At 37.0% G+C, this 16,803-nt stretch carries 16 protein-coding genes, 1 pseudogene and 1 other annotated feature; of the genes and pseudogenes, 15 read left to right on the top strand and 2 right to left on the bottom strand.

The annotated features are described in order from the left end of the window. The first annotated feature begins 256 nt into the window (after positions 1-256). From GMB29_RS21375 to GMB29_RS21305, 15 genes and pseudogenes are all read left to right on the top strand, one after another. Entirely contained in the window at positions 257-673 is a 417-nt protein-coding gene (locus GMB29_RS21375) for a GntR family transcriptional regulator (RefSeq protein ID WP_136352112.1), read from the top strand. Then, positions 639-908 (top strand): annotated as a pseudogene (locus GMB29_RS21370) (ATP-binding cassette domain-containing protein); the annotation flags it as partial. The gene GMB29_RS21375 and the pseudogene GMB29_RS21370, both read left to right, overlap by 35 nt. A 36-nt stretch (positions 909-944) precedes the next feature. Further along, the gene (locus GMB29_RS21365) at positions 945-1,181 is read left to right on the top strand and encodes a hypothetical protein (protein WP_136352110.1); all 237 of its coding nucleotides are present in this window, start codon (positions 945-947) and stop codon (positions 1,179-1,181) included. Between the two features lie 16 nt (positions 1,182-1,197). After that, a complete protein-coding gene (locus tag GMB29_RS21360) occupies positions 1,198-1,485 on the top strand; it encodes a hypothetical protein (protein ID WP_136352109.1) in 288 nt (95 codons plus the stop codon). 19 nt (positions 1,486-1,504) lie between these two features. Continuing rightward, positions 1,505-2,203, top strand: coding sequence for an ABC transporter ATP-binding protein (locus GMB29_RS21355; RefSeq protein ID WP_136352108.1), 699 nt, complete (start codon positions 1,505-1,507; stop codon positions 2,201-2,203). Further along, on the top strand, positions 2,193-3,512 hold the full coding sequence (locus tag GMB29_RS21350) for an ABC transporter permease (RefSeq protein WP_136352107.1): 1,320 nt from the start codon (positions 2,193-2,195) through the stop codon (positions 3,510-3,512). Before GMB29_RS21355 ends, GMB29_RS21350 begins: the two co-directional genes overlap by 11 nt. Positions 3,513-3,692: 180 nt before the next feature. Continuing rightward, positions 3,693-4,178: a GNAT family N-acetyltransferase gene (locus GMB29_RS21345; protein WP_136352106.1), complete on the top strand. Its 486-nt coding sequence runs from the start codon at positions 3,693-3,695 to the stop codon at positions 4,176-4,178. Positions 4,179-4,402: 224 nt separating this feature from the next. After that, positions 4,403-5,593 carry an MDR family MFS transporter gene (locus tag GMB29_RS21340; RefSeq protein ID WP_136352105.1) on the top strand — a complete coding sequence of 397 codons (1,191 nt, stop codon included), beginning with the start codon at positions 4,403-4,405 and terminating at the stop codon, positions 5,591-5,593. Positions 5,594-5,740: 147 nt separating this feature from the next. Then, complete coding sequence (locus tag GMB29_RS21335; protein WP_136352104.1) at positions 5,741-7,105, top strand: sigma-54 interaction domain-containing protein; 1,365 nt, start codon at positions 5,741-5,743, stop codon at positions 7,103-7,105. A gap of 333 nt (positions 7,106-7,438) precedes the next feature. Then, positions 7,439-8,143 (top strand): CoA transferase subunit A, encoded by a 705-nt coding sequence (locus GMB29_RS21330; RefSeq protein ID WP_136352103.1) that lies wholly within the window; start codon positions 7,439-7,441, stop codon positions 8,141-8,143. Further along, the gene (locus tag GMB29_RS21325; protein WP_136352102.1) at positions 8,140-8,805 is read left to right on the top strand and encodes a CoA transferase subunit B; all 666 of its coding nucleotides are present in this window, start codon (positions 8,140-8,142) and stop codon (positions 8,803-8,805) included. Before GMB29_RS21330 ends, GMB29_RS21325 begins: the two co-directional genes overlap by 4 nt. A 25-nt stretch (positions 8,806-8,830) precedes the next feature. Beyond that, positions 8,831-10,150 carry a GntP family permease gene (locus GMB29_RS21320; protein ID WP_136352101.1) on the top strand — a complete coding sequence of 440 codons (1,320 nt, stop codon included), beginning with the start codon at positions 8,831-8,833 and terminating at the stop codon, positions 10,148-10,150. A gap of 17 nt (positions 10,151-10,167) precedes the next feature. Further along, the gene (locus tag GMB29_RS21315; RefSeq protein ID WP_136352100.1) at positions 10,168-10,944 is read left to right on the top strand and encodes a 3-hydroxybutyrate dehydrogenase; all 777 of its coding nucleotides are present in this window, start codon (positions 10,168-10,170) and stop codon (positions 10,942-10,944) included. Positions 10,945-11,402: 458 nt separating this feature from the next. Then, positions 11,403-11,629, top strand: a binding site (T-box leader). A 237-nt stretch (positions 11,630-11,866) separates the two neighbouring features. Continuing rightward, a complete protein-coding gene (leuS, locus tag GMB29_RS21310) occupies positions 11,867-14,281 on the top strand; it encodes a leucine--tRNA ligase (protein ID WP_136352099.1) in 2,415 nt (804 codons plus the stop codon). A gap of 266 nt (positions 14,282-14,547) precedes the next feature. Next, positions 14,548-14,874: a rhodanese-like domain-containing protein gene (locus GMB29_RS21305; protein ID WP_136352098.1), complete on the top strand. Its 327-nt coding sequence runs from the start codon at positions 14,548-14,550 to the stop codon at positions 14,872-14,874. 48 nt (positions 14,875-14,922) lie between these two features. Here the strand turns inward: GMB29_RS21305 and GMB29_RS21300 are convergent, their stop codons facing one another. Both GMB29_RS21300 and GMB29_RS21295 read right to left on the bottom strand, forming a co-directional pair. Further along, positions 14,923-15,105, bottom strand: coding sequence for a sporulation protein Cse60 (locus tag GMB29_RS21300; protein WP_136352097.1), 183 nt, complete (start codon positions 15,103-15,105; stop codon positions 14,923-14,925). A gap of 212 nt (positions 15,106-15,317) precedes the next feature. Then, positions 15,318-16,583 carry a BaiN/RdsA family NAD(P)/FAD-dependent oxidoreductase gene (locus GMB29_RS21295; RefSeq protein ID WP_136352183.1) on the bottom strand — a complete coding sequence of 422 codons (1,266 nt, stop codon included), beginning with the start codon at positions 16,581-16,583 and terminating at the stop codon, positions 15,318-15,320. Positions 16,584-16,803: the final 220 nt, after the last annotated feature.

The raw sequence follows: 16,803 nt of genomic DNA, 5'->3' as shown, positions 1-16,803 counted from the left end.
GAGCAGCGGGACAGGTGAGACCCCGCAGGCGTTTACGCAGAGGAGGCTCCGCCCGCCCCGCGGAAAGCAAGCATCTCTCACTGCAATTAACCACACCGCATTACTTAGTAATTAGCAACAAAGTGCCAAAACAGCCAATATAAAAAGCTGCAAGATTACCAATTGACAAAAATAGTAAATGGTATTAATGTATTATGTGTATTATATCATATAGTGCACATAATACAAAATGCATGTAAAGAAAGAGGGAGAAACGATGATACAAATTGATCCAAGAAGTTCGACTCCCATTTATGAACAGATTATTCAGCAAATGAAGGAGCTTTGTTTTAAAGGGTTGTTAAAATCTGGTGATAAGCTACCGTCCGTTCGAGAATTATCAACGATGATCATTGCCAATCCAAATACGGTGAGTAAAGCGTATAAGGAACTTGAAAGGCAAGGCATCATAGAAACGCATCGTGGCCGGGGAACATTTGTATCGGAAAACGCAAGGGAAACGGTAGATGAAGGGAAGATGGAAATGATTAAAGAACAGCTAAAGCCACTAATAATTGATGCGTTTTATGCAGGAATCGACTTTAACCATATTCATGACTGGATCGATGAAATAAAGAAAAAAGTGGGAGGCGAAGCCCATGCTAGAAATAAAAAATCTGAAGAAAACAATTAATGGAAACTATGTACTGAAAGATATAAATCTTAAGCTTACCCATGGTGAAATTTTTGGGTTGCTTAGTCGGAATGGGTCTGGTAAAACAACGTTGCTCAGATGTAAACAATTTAACAAGCTGATGAAGGCTATATTCTGTTTAAAAATGTTTCAATTATCAAACATCCGTTTGTTAAAAGAAAACGTCATTTTTATGCCTGTGCAAAATTCCTTTTATGACCGCTATACATACAAGCACTAAGATACAGACAATTCATTTTGAATCAAATTTTTGGTTTTTACTTGGTGCGTTACTGTATTTTACACGCTGACATTTTCGGCTGGAGGCATTGCGGGAACTTCATTTGCCCAAGGAATTGTTACATTTTCGGTTAGGATTTTACCACTATTAATAGTTGCTTTAATTGCTGTTCAGCTAGAAGTGTTTACAGGGGTTGATTTTACATTAGACGATGACATTTTGGAAAGCACGTATCATTTTACTCCGATTGCGTATGTGTTTTTTTAAATATGCGAATATTCCAGTGAAAGAAATTTATCCTTCCATATTAATGTCTGCCCTTTTTCTCATCATTGGATTTTTTCCATTTAGTAAGCATCCCTTTGAAAGAAATGGAGCATTTTTCCTTTGGAAATGGATGGAGCGACCGATCCAATTTGTAGTCATTCTACTAGGGATCCTAGGTTTTAGTTCATTTGGGTATTTGTCGTCAGCAGAAAATACCATGATGGGTTACTTCATTGGGGCTGCAGTTGGAGCTATTATTGGCTTTCTTGTAAGTTACTTTGTGATCTATAAAAAGAAAAAATAAGATTGTCGGAGGAGAAAACATGATTGAAGTTCGGGATTTAAGTCATTCCTTTAAGGTTGGTAAAAAGGGCAGTAAAAACGAAATACCTGTTCTTAAAAATATTTCTTTAACAATAAAGAAAGGAGAAATTGCCTCCATTGTTGGACGAAGCGGCTCAGGAAAATCAACATTGCTAAATCTAATTTCAGGATATATTTCACCAACTGCAGGTGAAATCATCATAAAAGAAACAAATGTTACATCCTTTAATGAGAAAATGTGGGCTATGTTTCGATTAGATAATTTCGGCTTTATCTTCCAGAGCTTTCAATTGATCCAAAGTTTAACAACGTTTGAAAATGTAGAATTGCCGCTTACCCTAAAAGGAATTTCTTCAACACAGCGTAAAAAGGAAGTGTTGGAGCTATTAGAAAGTGTCGGTTTACATCATCATGCTGATCATTATCCGAATGAACTATCTGGCGGACAGCAGCAGCGTGTAAGTATTGCTCGTGCACTTATCACAAAGCCAAGTATAATCTTAGCTGATGAACCAACTGGAAGTCTTGATTCAGAAACGGAAAAAGAAATTTTAGATTTGATTAAAAAACTGAATGAAGAACAGGGTATTACATTTTTCATCATCACACATGATGAAGAAGTAGCAAAAATCAGCAACCATCAGTTCCATCTACAAGATGGTGTGTTAACAAAAGGTGGTGCATTCATTGAAGTTTAAAGATCAACTAAAATTCATGCAAAAAAATATGAAAAAAAATCGCTTGCGAGTTTTTATGACAATCTTAGCAACAACGATGGCTTGTGCCTTCTTAATTGTTTTAGCCTCTGTTGGATTTGGGATTCAAAAAAGTATTACAGAAGAAATTAAGTCGCAACAAGTCATGACAGAAGTAAGTGTTAAAGGGAAAGAAAAGGATGGAAACTCCGAAGCGATCAACAAAGATAACCTTGCAGAACTTGCTAAGACAGAAAATGTAGCTGCTGTCGTACATCGTAATTCAATTGATAAACCTTTCGAGGTAACGTTCGAAGATCGGAAAGGTGAGGTTTATCCTACAATTACGAATATGGAAGAAGAACTTAAAGGGAATTTAGCTTTGGAAAAAGGAGAAGTACCAAAGTCAGAAAATGAAGTTATTGTTGGATATCATTTTGCAAAATCATTATTAACAAAAGAAGAAAAAGAGCAATATCAAAAAGCGTTGGAATCTTCCCAAGATACTATAGAAGTACCTGCTGGATATGAGGGAGAGCTAGTTGGTAAAGAATTTACAATGACAATATTGAAGGAAATCGATGGGAAGGAAGAGAAAAAAACATTTACCTTCACCATATCTGGAGTTGGGAAAGCACCAACTAGAGACTGGTTTCAGGATCAAAGTATTTACATTAACGACTCACTTAGGGAAGAGATTTTAGCTTTTGCTAGTAATAACGATCATGAATCCTTAACTGATCTACCTTATAGTGAAGTATTAGTTTACTCAACAGGATTAGAGCATGTAGCACAAGTAACAGATGATTTAAAGAATAAAGGCTATATGGTTTATTCAATAACAGAGGAACTAGATAGTGTAAACCTATTTTTTAACGTCTTTAAAGCAGGATTAATCTTTGTTGGGACTGTAGCTGTTTTGATTGCTTCTATTGGAATTTTCAATACAATGACAATGGCTGTTACAGAAAGAACACAAGAGATTGGGATTATGAAAGCATTAGGTGCACAACCAGGAATTATTCGTCGTTTATTTTTAATGGAAAGTGCATATATTGGGATTGTGGGATCGATCATAGGAGTGGTTATTTCCTATGCAATAAGCTATGCTGCAAATATGATGTTACCAATTATTTTACATTCAGTAATGGGTGGAGAAGGTGATATGAACATTACTTTTTCCTATATACCAGTTAGTCTAGTATTCATTTCAGCAGGAATTAGTATAATCGTCGCAATGGTTTCAGGATTACGTCCTGCAGTAAAAGCGACAAATATAAATGTATTATCTGCTTTAAGAAGAGAATTATAGGTGAAACTTGAATTGGCTGCTTAATTAGCAGTCGATTTTTTTACGAGCAAATGTGGACGTAACTGCTTAACTATTGGTTTTTTCCATGTTATTTTACTTGTAGGTGTGATTTTGTCAAAATTAAAGTTTGTCATTTTACGAGAAAATAAGTAGGAATGAGAGCAAGAGAGGATTTTATTTATGAAGGTTGAAATTCGTTTATCAAAAGAGGAAGATTTCAAGCAGCTTATTGCTTTAGACCATCGTATATGGAATTCTACGACAACTCCAGCTGAAATTGCTTGGGCATCTGTTGAAGAATTTGCAAAGAGAAATCCTGCAGAAAGTCAAATTGTTGCACTTGTAGAGGGTGAAATAGCAGGTTACTTAGGATTTCATTATCCAACACCACTAGCAACAAATAAACATGTATTAGAGCTCGATATTGCTGTTGATCAAAGGATACAAGGAAAAGGCATTGGAAAACAATTACTACATAAAGGCAAAGAACTAGCAAAGAAAAAGGGTGTACACAAGTTATCATTACGTGTTTTAGCGACAAATGAAGGTGCAATTGAATTTTATAGAAAGAACGGTTTTATCGAACAAGGTAGATTAATTAATGAGTTTTATATTGATGGGAAATATGTTGATGATATTCTTATGTACATCCTTTTAAATGAATGAAATTTGCTGCAGGAAAAGTCGATAAATTCCCATTATTACAACATTAACAAACTGTGAGTTTCCTCATTGCAAACCGAGTAAAAAGCGTCTAAAATTCTCTGAGTACAGATAGATTAATAGATGATAAAGGCACTATTATCAACTTGTCATCTAATTGGAACGAATCATGGGTAAGCGGATCAGCCCCAATCCATTATTCACTAACTCACGCGAGGAGGATAAAAATGCCGCGTTCACTTTGGTTGCTTGTAGTCGGTATGATGATCAATGTTACGGGTTCATCATTTTTATGGCCGCTTAATACGATCTATATACATGAACACCTAGGCAAATCGTTAACAGTAGCTGGTATTGTCCTTATGTTGAATTCTGCTGCTACCGTTATTGGCAATCTTGTCGGCGGTGTATTATTTGATAAAATTGGCGGATACAAATCAATTATTCTAGGTATTGTCATTACTTTAGTTGCTGTGATCTTATTAATGTTTTACCATAGCTGGCCAATTTATATATATTTGCTCATTTTACTTGGATTTGGATCTGGTATAGTATTTCCAGCTACATTTGCTCTTGCAGGTGCGGTTTGGCCTGAAGGTGGTCGAAGAGCATTTAATGCGATCTATGTTGCGCAAAATGTTGGTGTGGCAGCAGGTGCATCATTAGGCGGATTCATTGCGTCTATCTCTTTTGACTATATATTTATTGCAAATACAGCTTTATTTGCGGTGTTTTTCTTGATCGCATTATTTGGATTCCGCAATATCAATGCAGAAGAAGCAAGCCAAGCCTCTATTTTAAATCAAAAACCAGATGTAAAAGATTCCAATAAATTCAAGGCTCTTGTTATTTTGTGTATTGGCTACTTATTATGTTGGGTTGGGTATGTGCAATGGACATCAACAATTTCGTCATATACACAAAGTCTTAACATTCCTTTACATCAGTATAGCTTTTTATGGACTGTAAATGGTGTGCTAATTGTCTGTGCACAGCCGTTTCTTTCTAAGATTGTAAAACATTTTGCAAAAACCTTAAAACAACAAATGATCATTGGTTTTATTTTGTTCATTGTTTCATTTGTGATCGCATCATATGCTGAACAATATACTGGGTTTTTAGTTGCAATGGTGATATTAACAATTGGAGAAATGTTCGTATGGCCTGCTGTGCCTACGATTGCAAACGATTTAGCTCCAAAGGGAAGACAAGGATTCTATCAAGGCTTTGTTAACAGCACGGCAACAGGCGGTCGAATGATAGGTCCACTTTTGGGCGGAGTAATTGCAGACTTTTATCATATAAATTTATTATTTATGATCATTATTAGTCTTTTATTTATTGGTATCTTTACAACATTTATGTATGATAAAAAACTTAAAGAAATAGGTGAAAACAAAGAATTATCTATTAGTTAACGATCGGAGACAAATGCCATTATGGTAATTGTCTCTTTTTTATTTACATACAGGTAAAAAAGGTTTTAATAATAAATTCAAAGCAACGAGAAAAAATGTAGAATCGATGATAAGATAAAAATAAAAAGGAAAATAGGGAGAGGTAAAATGCTAAATCATGATTTTCCATATGCGAAGGAGATTTTTGAAACAATTATTGAAAACGCTTACGTTTGGATTGTCATTGTTGATGCTAAAGGAAAGATTATTTATATGAATGAAAATTATTGCCGTTTTTGTGAAGTTACTAAAGAAGAGGCAATCGGCCGCCATGTAACAGAAGTGATTGAAAATTCGAGAATGCACATCGTAGTCAAAACTGGTGAAGAAGAAATAGCTGATCTTCAATATATTCGTGGAAACTATATGATTGCAAATCGAATTCCGATTTTCGCTGATAATAAGGTTGTTGGAGCGTTTGGAACTGTGATGTTCCGTGATACAAAAGAGTGGCATGAGATGAATTCACATGTAAGGCATCATTTGTCTTCCATTCAATCTTTTATTGACCAACAGGAAATAACTGGCGCAAAATATACATTAAATGATATTCACTCTAACTCGAATATTATGGCTGAATTGAAGGAAAAGGTTAAATCTATTGCTGCTACTGATAGCTCTGTCTTAATTAGAGGTGAAAGTGGAACAGGAAAGGAGTTATTTGCACATAGTATTCATTTGCTCAGTAATCGAAGTGAAAAGCCATTTATTAAAGTAAATTGTGGTGCTATTCCTGAGCATCTTCTTGAATCTGAATTATTTGGCTATGAAGAAGGTGCATTTACAGGAGCGAAAAAAGGGGGTAAAAAAGGGAAATTCCAGCAAGCGAATGGTGGTACGATCTTTTTAGATGAGATTGGTGACATGAGCTTACAAATGCAAGTTAAGCTCCTTCGTGTTCTTCAAGAAAAAGAAGTTGAGCCAGTTGGGTCAACCAAATCTTTTCCCTTAGATGTAAGAGTCATAACCGCAACGAATCGACCACTTGAAGAACTTATTCAAACAAATGATTTCCGAAGTGATCTTTATTATCGAATTAGTGTGATCCCTTTACATATCCCTGCTTTACGTGAACGGATGGAGGATCTTGAGACACTTGTACGCCATTTTATTAAAAAAGTATCGATCCGCACTGGAAAACGAATTTCAATGATTCAAGAGGATGTTATGGAAACCTTACAACACTATCACTGGCAAGGAAATATTAGAGAATTAGAAAACATTATTGAGGCATCTATTCATCTAGCAAAAACAGATGTGATAACACTTGAATCAATTCCAGACTATATTAAAAAGCCTGCTGTAATTTCTCATAAAGACGCTACGTTGAAGGAAATGTTGCACGATGCTGAGAAAAATATTATTCTAGCTACCATTAAAAAGAACAACGGTGACAAACGAAAAGCTGCCTATTCACTTGGCATAAGTAAGTCAAGCATCTATGAAAAAATCCATAAATATCGGCTTGATTGATTAAAGTAGTCCGAAAAACTGGAATGCAGTCCATGATTATGGACTGTTCTTTTTTTGTTGATGGTAATGCTAATTATCTATATGGACAAATTCATTCTGTTTAAGGAATTCCAGGAAATTGGAATGATCTTCATAGAAGGATGAATATTTATTGAGGAAAGAACGTATTCCTTCAATGAACTTTATTTTTTATCTGAGTCAAACCTTGCCCTTAATGCCTGCCTTAGCTAATCTAACCGCATTGGCCTTGCATGGTTTTCACTTGGGTTTTAAATATTGGCACGAGTCTTGCTTTCCTTATTTATGAAAAGGAGAAAGGAGGAACAAAACTTCATGAAACATATGTTTTATTCATTTAAAGAAGCTGTTCAAGGCATTCATAATGGAGCAACCATTATGGTAGGAGGTTTTGGTCTTTGTGGAATTCCAGAAAATTTAATCGGTGCATTAGTGGAATCTGGAGTGAAAGATTTAACGGTTATCTCAAACAACTGTGGAGTTGATGAATGGGGACTTGGATTACTTTTAAAAAATAAGCAAATAAAAAAGATGATTGCCTCGTACGTTGGTGAAAACAAAGAATTTGAGAGACAGGTTTTAGCACAGGAAATTGAAGTTGAACTTATTCCTCAGGGTACTTTAGCTGAAAGAATTAGAGCTGGCGGAGCTGGTATTCCTGCATTTTATACACCGGCCGGCGTTGGAACACCTATTGCAGAAGGGAGAGAGGTTCGAACATTTAATGGTAAAGATTATTTATTAGAGACTGCTCTTCAAGCAGACTTTAGTTTAATAAGAGCATGGCGCGGGGATCGGATGGGGAATTTGCAATATAATAAAACCGCCCAAAACTTCAATCCCATGATTGCTGCTGCTGGAAAAGTAACAATTGCAGAGATCGAAGAGTTAACTGAAATCGGAGAAATTGAACCACACCATATTCATACACCTAGTATTTATGTACAGCATCTTATAATTGGTCAACAGGAAAAAAGAATTGAAAGAAGAACGATTCGAAAGGAGGAGATCTCATCATGAATCAAGAGAATGTCCGTCAAAAAATCGCTCGACGTGCTGAACAAGAAATTGTAAGCGGTTACTATGTCAATCTAGGAATTGGTATGCCAACATTAGTTGCAAATTATATTCAATCAAATAAACAAGTAGTCCTGCAATCTGAAAATGGATTGCTAGGAATTGGGCCTTATCCACGTCAGCAAGAAATAGATCCAGATTTAATTAATGCCGGAAAAGAGACCGTTACCGCGATCCCGGGTGCAAGTTATTTTCATAGCGCAGAATCATTTGCAATGATCCGTGGCGGACATATTGATCTAGCGATTCTTGGAGGAATGGAAGTTTCAGAGACGGGTGATTTAGCAAATTGGATGATTCCAGGAAAGATGATTAAGGGCATGGGAGGTGCAATGGATCTTGTCAATGGGGCAAAAAAGATTGTTGTCATTATGGAGCATGTTTCTAAAAATGGCAAATCAAAAATTGTAAAACAATGCAGCTTGCCATTGACAGGCAAGGCAGTTGTTGACCGAATTATTACTGATCGTGCTGTTATCGATGTAACGAAAGATGGGTTAGTTTTAAGAGAGGTACTGACACGTTTTTCGATTGAGGAAGTATTACACTCTACCGAAGCGCCTTTGCTAGTTTGTGAGAATGTAAAAGTTTCATCATCTTCTTAGTAATAGCCAAATAAGGGGGATTCATATGTTAAGTATGGTTGGATTAATTGGTGGTTTAGCCCTATTAATTTTTTTAACAATGAGAGGTATGAATCTATTAGTTGCTGGTCCACTTTGTGCTTTATTTGTAGCCGTATTTAGTGGTTTGCCGCTTTTTCCACAGCTAGTCGGTGAAGGTGAAGCAAATTTAGTAGGGAATTATATGACCGGTTTTTCTGGGTTTATTGCTTCCTGGTATTTAATGTTTCTACTTGGTGCAATCTTCGGGAAAGTAATGGAAGATAGCGGTGCTGCTGATAGTGTATCGAAATGGATTGTTGAAAAGCTCGGTATGAAGAGAGCGGTTCTAGCCATTGTCATTGCGTGTGCGGTTTTAACGTATGGGGGTGTAAGTTTATTTGTTGTTGCATTTTCTGTTTATCCGATGGCAGTTAGTTTATTTAGGCAGGCAGACCTGCCTCGGCGTTTTATACCTGCTGCACTAGCATTTGGTTCTGTTACGTTTACGATGACTTCTGCAGGTTCTCCTGAAATTCAAAACTGGATTCCAATTGAATATTTAGGTACGACGCCATATGCAGGTTGGGAAGTAAGCTTAATTGTCGCTGTGTTTATGATGGTTTTCGGATATTGGTGGTTAAGAAGAATGATTACAAAAGCGGTTGCGCGAGGAGAAAAATTTGTAGCACGTGAAAATGATCCAGTTAACGAAGAGAAGTCTCTGCCAAATCCATTTACAGGGTTAATCCCACTTTTGGTTGTACTTATTATTTCGTTTATTTTCCATGATTCCTTACAGCAATCTTCGTTAATTATCGCTTTGCTTGGCGGTGTGATTGCAACCTATTTATTAAATCGCAAGTATTTTAAATCGTTTTGGAATGCCGTTTCAGAAGGGACGCTTGGTGCCCTTGTAGCTCTTGGAAACACAGCAGCTGTTGTCGGGTTTGGTGGAGTTGCAAAAGCTGTTCCAGCATTTGAGGTAGCCGTAAATGCAATGACAAGCATTCCGGGTAGTCCGCTTATTGGTGGTGCCATCGCGGTCAGCGTGATTGCGGGTATGACAGGTTCATCATCAGGCGGTCAGGCAATTGCGCTGCCGCTACTTGCTCCTCATTATATGGATATGGGTGTGAACCCAGAAGCATTGCACCGTGTTGTATCAATCTCATCTGGTGCATTAGACTCCTTACCACATAATGGCTATGTTGTTACAACCGTACGTGCGATTTGTGGTGAATCACATCAGGATGCATATAATCCTGTGGGTGCCCTAACAGTTATTGTTCCAGGCTTAGGCGTTGTTTTGGCAATTATTCTCTTCTCATTTGGACTCGGGATTTAAAACGGAGGGTGGTTAAAGTGGTTCAAGCGCAGGTTGTACTTATAACTGGAGCTGCACAGGGGATTGGTTTTGAACTAGCAAAGGCATTTGCGGAGGTTGGAGCAAAGGTTGTCTTAACAGATTTACATGAAGAACAAGTTGTACAAAGTGCAAATTCGTTAAAAATGGCTGGATTCGATGTTAGAGGTTTAAAATGTGATGTGACAAACGAACAAGAAATCATCAAAACAGTAAAACAAACAGAAGCCGCATACGGACGTATTGATATCCTTATAAATAATGCAGGTTTACAGCATGTAGCACACATTGAAGAATTTCCTACTGAAAAATACGAACTGCTCGTAAAAGTGATGCTTATAGCACCATTTATTGCAACAAAACATATCTTTCCAATAATGAAGAAACAACAATTTGGCAGGATCTTAAACATGGCTTCAATAAATGGTTTAATTGGTTTTGCAGGAAAGGCAGCCTATAATAGTGCAAAACATGGGGTCATCGGCTTAACGAAGGTAGCGGCACTAGAAGGTGCAGAGCATGGTATAACTGTCAATGCCCTCTGTCCGGGATATGTTGACACACCACTTGTCCGCAACCAGTTTGAAGATTTAGCCAAAACAAGAAATATCCCCGTCGAAAACGTATTAGAGGAAGTATTATATCCGCTTATTCCACAAAAAAGGCTATTATCAGTTAGGGAAATTGCTGACTATGCAATCTTTTTAGCAAGTACGAAAGCTAAAGGCGTTACTGGTCAGGCAATTGTGATGGATGGAGGATACACTGTTCAATAATTAACAATAAAAGAAAAGACTTGTGATGGTTGCAAGTCTTTTCTTTTTTGAGGACAATGAAAAAACAAAATGGAAGGTTAACAGTGAGCAGTGATTTAATTTATTTTTATTATTTATCTCTGGGGAACATTTAGTTTAGTTTAATGAGCAAAAAAGGAGACCAACATGGAGTACTGTTTATTTTAGGAGTGTCTTATGTATCATGATCTGTGGGCAATTCTCACCATATTGCCTACCTTGCTTACGGGAATGGTGTTTGTTATTTCTCTTTTAATATATGGCTTATAGTTAGTATTGTTGCAGAAAAAGAATAACGTCTCATACCAAGTAATCGTGCGTGAATCTTCCATACAAAATAACCGGATCTTTTTTCTACTTATTAAAATGTCTTGCGTTAACGACATGTTTACTTGCATATCCCGACAAATTTATATAAAATAAGCTTAAATCTATATACTAAATGAACGGAGATAAGGAGTAGTAATTTGCAAAGATCGTACAGAGAGTTGACGGCTGGTGTGAGTCGACCGAGATTTGCAGATGAACTCACCTTTGAGTTACAAATGTGAAAGCCTATTTTGGTTAAGTAATATTTGTCGGCTATCCACGTTACGGATATCAAAGTGGGCATGTCGCTATGCCAAAGTTGGGTGGTACCACGGGAAATTAACCTCTCGTCCCTATTTGGGATGGGGGGTTTTTCTTATCGTTTTTTAAAATCAATCCCCTGATTGACCGCACGACTCCAGCGAAAAGCAAACATGGCCTTGTAAGTGCAGTCAATACGATATGCCTTTCTAAAATAATTTCTTCGGAGCTGATATAGTTCCCTGAGATTTAAATTGTTGAACTTACTTTGATCCGTTCAAAATGCGGTTAATACTATAAATATACATAAGAATTGCTTTAAGGAGGAAAACAGATGAGCTTCAGTCATCAACAGATTGAAAAAAAATGGCAAGATTATTGGTTGGAAAATAAAACATTTAAAACAACAGAGGACATGGAAAAGCCTAAATTTTACGCGCTTGACATGTTCCCATATCCATCAGGTGCGGGGTTACACGTTGGACATCCTGAAGGATATACGGCAACAGATATTTTATCCCGTATGAAACGCATGCAAGGCTTTAATGTTCTGCATCCAATGGGATGGGATGCATTTGGACTACCAGCTGAGCAATATGCACTTGATACTGGAAATGATCCTGCTGAATTTACCAAGCATAATATTGATAACTTTAGAAGACAAATTCAGTCATTAGGATTTTCATATGATTGGGATCGTGAAGTAAACACAACAGATCCTGAGTATTACAAATGGACACAATGGATCTTTTTACAACTATATAAAAAGGGCTTGGCATATGTCGACGAGGTACCTGTTAACTGGTGTCCTGCATTAGGAACGGTTCTAGCAAACGAAGAGGTTATTGATGGAAAAAGTGAGCGTGGCGGTCACCCGGTTGAACGTCGGCCAATGAAGCAATGGATGCTTAAAATAACGGCTTATGCAGACCGTCTCCTTGAAGACCTTGAGGAGTTGGATTGGCCTGAAAGCATTAAAGATATGCAGCGCAATTGGATTGGCCGTTCTGAAGGAGCACATGTAAATTTTGAGATTGATGGTTATGATGAAAGCTTTACTGTATTTACAACACGTCCTGATACTTTATTTGGTGCTACATATGCAGTATTAGCACCAGAACATTCATTTGTTGAGAAAATAACAACAGTTGAACAAAAGGATGCTGTAGATGCTTATATTAATGAAATTAAACATAAGAGTGACCTAGAGCGTACAGAGCTTTCTAAAGAAAAAACAGGTGTTTTTACAGGTGCATTCGCGATTAATCCAGTTAATGGCGAAAAGATGCCGATTTGGATTGCTGATTATGTTCTTGTAACGTATGGAACTGGCGCAATTATGGCAGTACCTGCACATGATGAGCGTGACTATGAATTCGCACAAAAATTTGACCTGCCAATTAAAGAAGTTGTTAGCGGTGGAGACGTGACAAAAGAAGCGTACACTGGTGACGGAGAACATGTAAATTCTGATTTCTTAAACGGTCTTGGGAAACAAGAAGCAATTGAAAATATGATCACTTGGCTTGAAACGAACAAAAAGGGTGAGAAGAAAGTCACTTACAGACTGCGCGACTGGTTATTTAGCCGTCAACGTTATTGGGGGGAGCCAATTCCAATCATCCATTGGGAAGATGGCACAATGTCTGCAGTTCCAGAAGAAGAGCTTCCACTTGTTTTACCGAAAACAACGGAAATTAGGCCATCAGGTACAGGAGAATCACCACTAGCGATCATTGAAGATTTTGTAAGTGTTGTTGACCCTGAAACAGGCAAAAAGGGTCGTCGCGAAACGAATACAATGCCGCAATGGGCTGGAAGCTGCTGGTACTACCTGCGTTATATTGATCCTAAAAACAACGAAGCACTTGCTGATGATGCGAAATTAAAGCAATGGCTGCCTGTTGATATTTATATTGGTGGAGCTGAGCACGCTGTTCTTCACTTACTATATGCGCGATTCTGGCATAAATTTTTATACGATATCGGTGTAGTTCCAACGAAAGAGCCATTCCAAAAACTATTTAACCAAGGTATGATCCTAGGGGAAAATAACGAAAAAATGAGTAAATCTAAAGGTAATGTTGTAAACCCAGATGAAATTGTTGAGTCACATGGGGCTGATACACTACGTCTGTATGAAATGTTCATGGGACCTTTAGAAGCTTCAATCGCTTGGTCAACAACAGGCCTTGATGGAGCTAGACGTTTCCTTGATCGGATTTGGCGCTTATTTATCGAAGATAATGGTGAACTAAGTCCTAAAGTAGTCAAAGAATCAAGTGAATCACTTGAAAGAGTTTACCACCAAACAGTGAAAAAGGTAACGGAAGATCTTGAAGGATTACGTTTTAATACAGCCATCTCACAATTAATGGTCTTTATTAATGAAGCATATAAAGCAACAGTACTTCCTAAAGAATATGTTGAAGGATTTGTGAAATTATTATCTCCGATTGCTCCTCACTTAGCAGAAGAGCTTTGGGCAAAACTTGGTCACAACACAACAATTTCGTATGAAGCTTGGCCTGCATTCGATGATGCAAAACTCGTTGAAAACGAAGTTGAAATTGTTGTTCAAGTAAACGGTAAAGTCCGTGCTAAAATACTAGTGGCAAAAGATGTAACAAAAGAACAGCTAGAGCCACTTGCTCTTGAAGATGATCGTGTAAAAGAGCATATTGAAGGAAAAACAATTCGCAAAGTAATTGCAGTACCAGGGAAACTTGTAAATATTGTTGCAAATTAATTGTCTAAAAAACGGCCGACTTGTGAGTATGCTACATACTTGCAGGTCTTTTTTTTTTTTTGGTTGCATTCATAAAAGGTAGTTTTAATAATGAGGTTTTCATGCTATATGGTTTGAAATTTGGTGATTATTTGGCGGAAATTCAACCAAGGAAAGGAAAAATGAATGACATTAGACAAAGTATCACTATCTCTAGTCCTCAAAACTAGAATCCTGCACAGTTAATTTGATATAATGCAGGTATTAAAACTGAAAGGGTGTACAGGATGTACGAAATGAAAGAAATTTCACCTGAAGAGATTCAAAAAAAACTTGTAAATGGTGAAAATGTTGAGTTAATAGATGTTCGTGAGGATGATGAGGTAGAAACAGGAATGATCCCTCAAGCGAGACATATTCGCATGAATGATATTCCTGAACAATTAGATGCCATTGATAAAGACAAAGAAACAATCTTTATTTGCCGATCTGGAGCACGTAGTGGAAATGTATGTGCGTACTTACAAGAAAAAGGGTATAACGTCATTAACATGGCAGGTGGAATGTTAGAATATAAAGGTGAGACAAAACCAAAAAGTGAATTAGGAAAATAAAAAAAGGAGTCTGACTGTCCAAGCGGGCATTCAGACTTTAAATATGATCTATTCTCGATACATAATAAGTGCAGAAAAGCAATAAAGTTGGTCACCATCCCTGTCAGTTGTTACAGCCACGCTATATTTAATATTTTTTACTTGATTTTCTTTCAGCTCAGCTAAAAAATGATTAATTTCATCCTCTAAATCTTTTTCATGCTCTTCATCAAAAACGGCTACTTTTAACATAAGCTCACTTCCTTTTATTAAGTTAGTAAACTGTATTCAATATTGCTAGAATTATGACAAGTAATTCTCTTAAATACACAACAAAAAATCATAGTAGTTGGTAGATTTAATAATAAAAAACACAAATAAACACCAAGAAAAAATTCCTGGTGTTAGGCGGGAACCTGTTATTTTATTGATGATAAGTTCAATTGATAGGGTATCAAATAGCCCTAGGCTTTAGAATAAATTCCAGCATTCATTCCTGCCAGCCTGCCTGTAACGAATGCTGACGTAATATTATATCCACCTGTATACCCATGGATATCAAGAATCTCGCCGCAAAAATAAAGACCATTTTTCAATTTTGACGACATCTCACGGGGATGAATTTCTTTAACTGAAACACCGCCGCCTGTTACAAACGCCTTCTCGATTGAGAGAGTACCGTGAACTTTGAACTGAAATTGTTTGCAATCTCTTACAAACGACCGCAGCTTTTCATTTGAAAGATTATCGTATGTTACGAGAGGATCAATTTCATTTTTCTCAAGTAAAAACAATAAATATCTTTCAGGTAATAAACCTTTGATAACGTTTTTTATTGCTTTTTTCGCATCCTGTTTTAAATCCGTAACAATTGTTTGAAAAAGCTGTTCTTCATTTGTATCAGGTACAGCATCAATACTTACAGTAACTGCATTTGTCTTAAATTTCTTCATAGCCTTCACAACAAATTGACTGCATCTTAAAACAGCTGGACCTGAAATTCCAAAATGGGTGAAGATCATATCCATTTTGTGAGTAATGATTGGTTTCCCTTTTGGATTTAATACACTTAAAGCAACATCTCGTAGTGATAGCCCTTGCAATGTTTTGTTCTGGATAAAAGGTTCATTCGAGGTTACAGGTACCTCAGTTGGAAAAAGCTCTGTTATCGTATGTCCTGCATTCTCAGCCCAAGCATAACCGTCACCGGTACTTCCGGTTTGTGGGACACTTTTTCCGCCAACAGCGATGACAACAGCGGATGTCTGTATTGTTTCTCCACTTCTAAGCTTAATGCCAAGGACTTTCTCATCGTCATATAATACGTCTTGCACAGGCTCATTTGTGCGAATCTCCACGTTTAATTGCTTTAGCTCTTTAAGAAGTGCATCAACAACTGATTGTGCTTTATCTGTTACTGGGAACATACGGCCGTGATCTTCTTCCTTCAGCTTTATACCGAGATTTTCAAAAAATGAAATAATGTCTTCATTACTAAATTCAGAGAAAGCACTATATAGAAACCGTCCATTTCCTGGAATATGCTTAATAATTTCGTCTATTGGCAGTCTGTTCGTCACATTGCAACGACCACCACCAGAAATAGCAAGTTTTCTTCCTAACTTATCTCCTTTATCAACTAGGAGGACACGGGCTCCTTGCTGACCCGCAGCAATGGCCGCCATTAAACCTGATGGACCACCGCCAATTACTAATACATCATACTTCATCATTTATTCACAACCTTTATCTCTTGGTCTGCTCCTCATATTATAGCGGAAGATGGAAAAAAGCAAAAAAATAATTTTGGAGGAAACGGGACGAATCCGCTAGATCTTGCAAATAAGAGTAGGATAGTGAAGACTGGCTTAACTTCAATATCTTAAAAACAGGCTTGTTTTCTGTAAGAAATCGAGTTTTCAGGATTTCACATATGTTTGTTATATACTG

This window comes from Metabacillus sediminilitoris (assembly GCF_009720625.1).
Lineage (GTDB): Bacteria > Bacillota > Bacilli > Bacillales > Bacillaceae > Metabacillus > Metabacillus sediminilitoris.
Note: the sequence above shows the minus strand (reverse complement) of the source record. Positions and strands in the feature narration are given on the sequence as shown.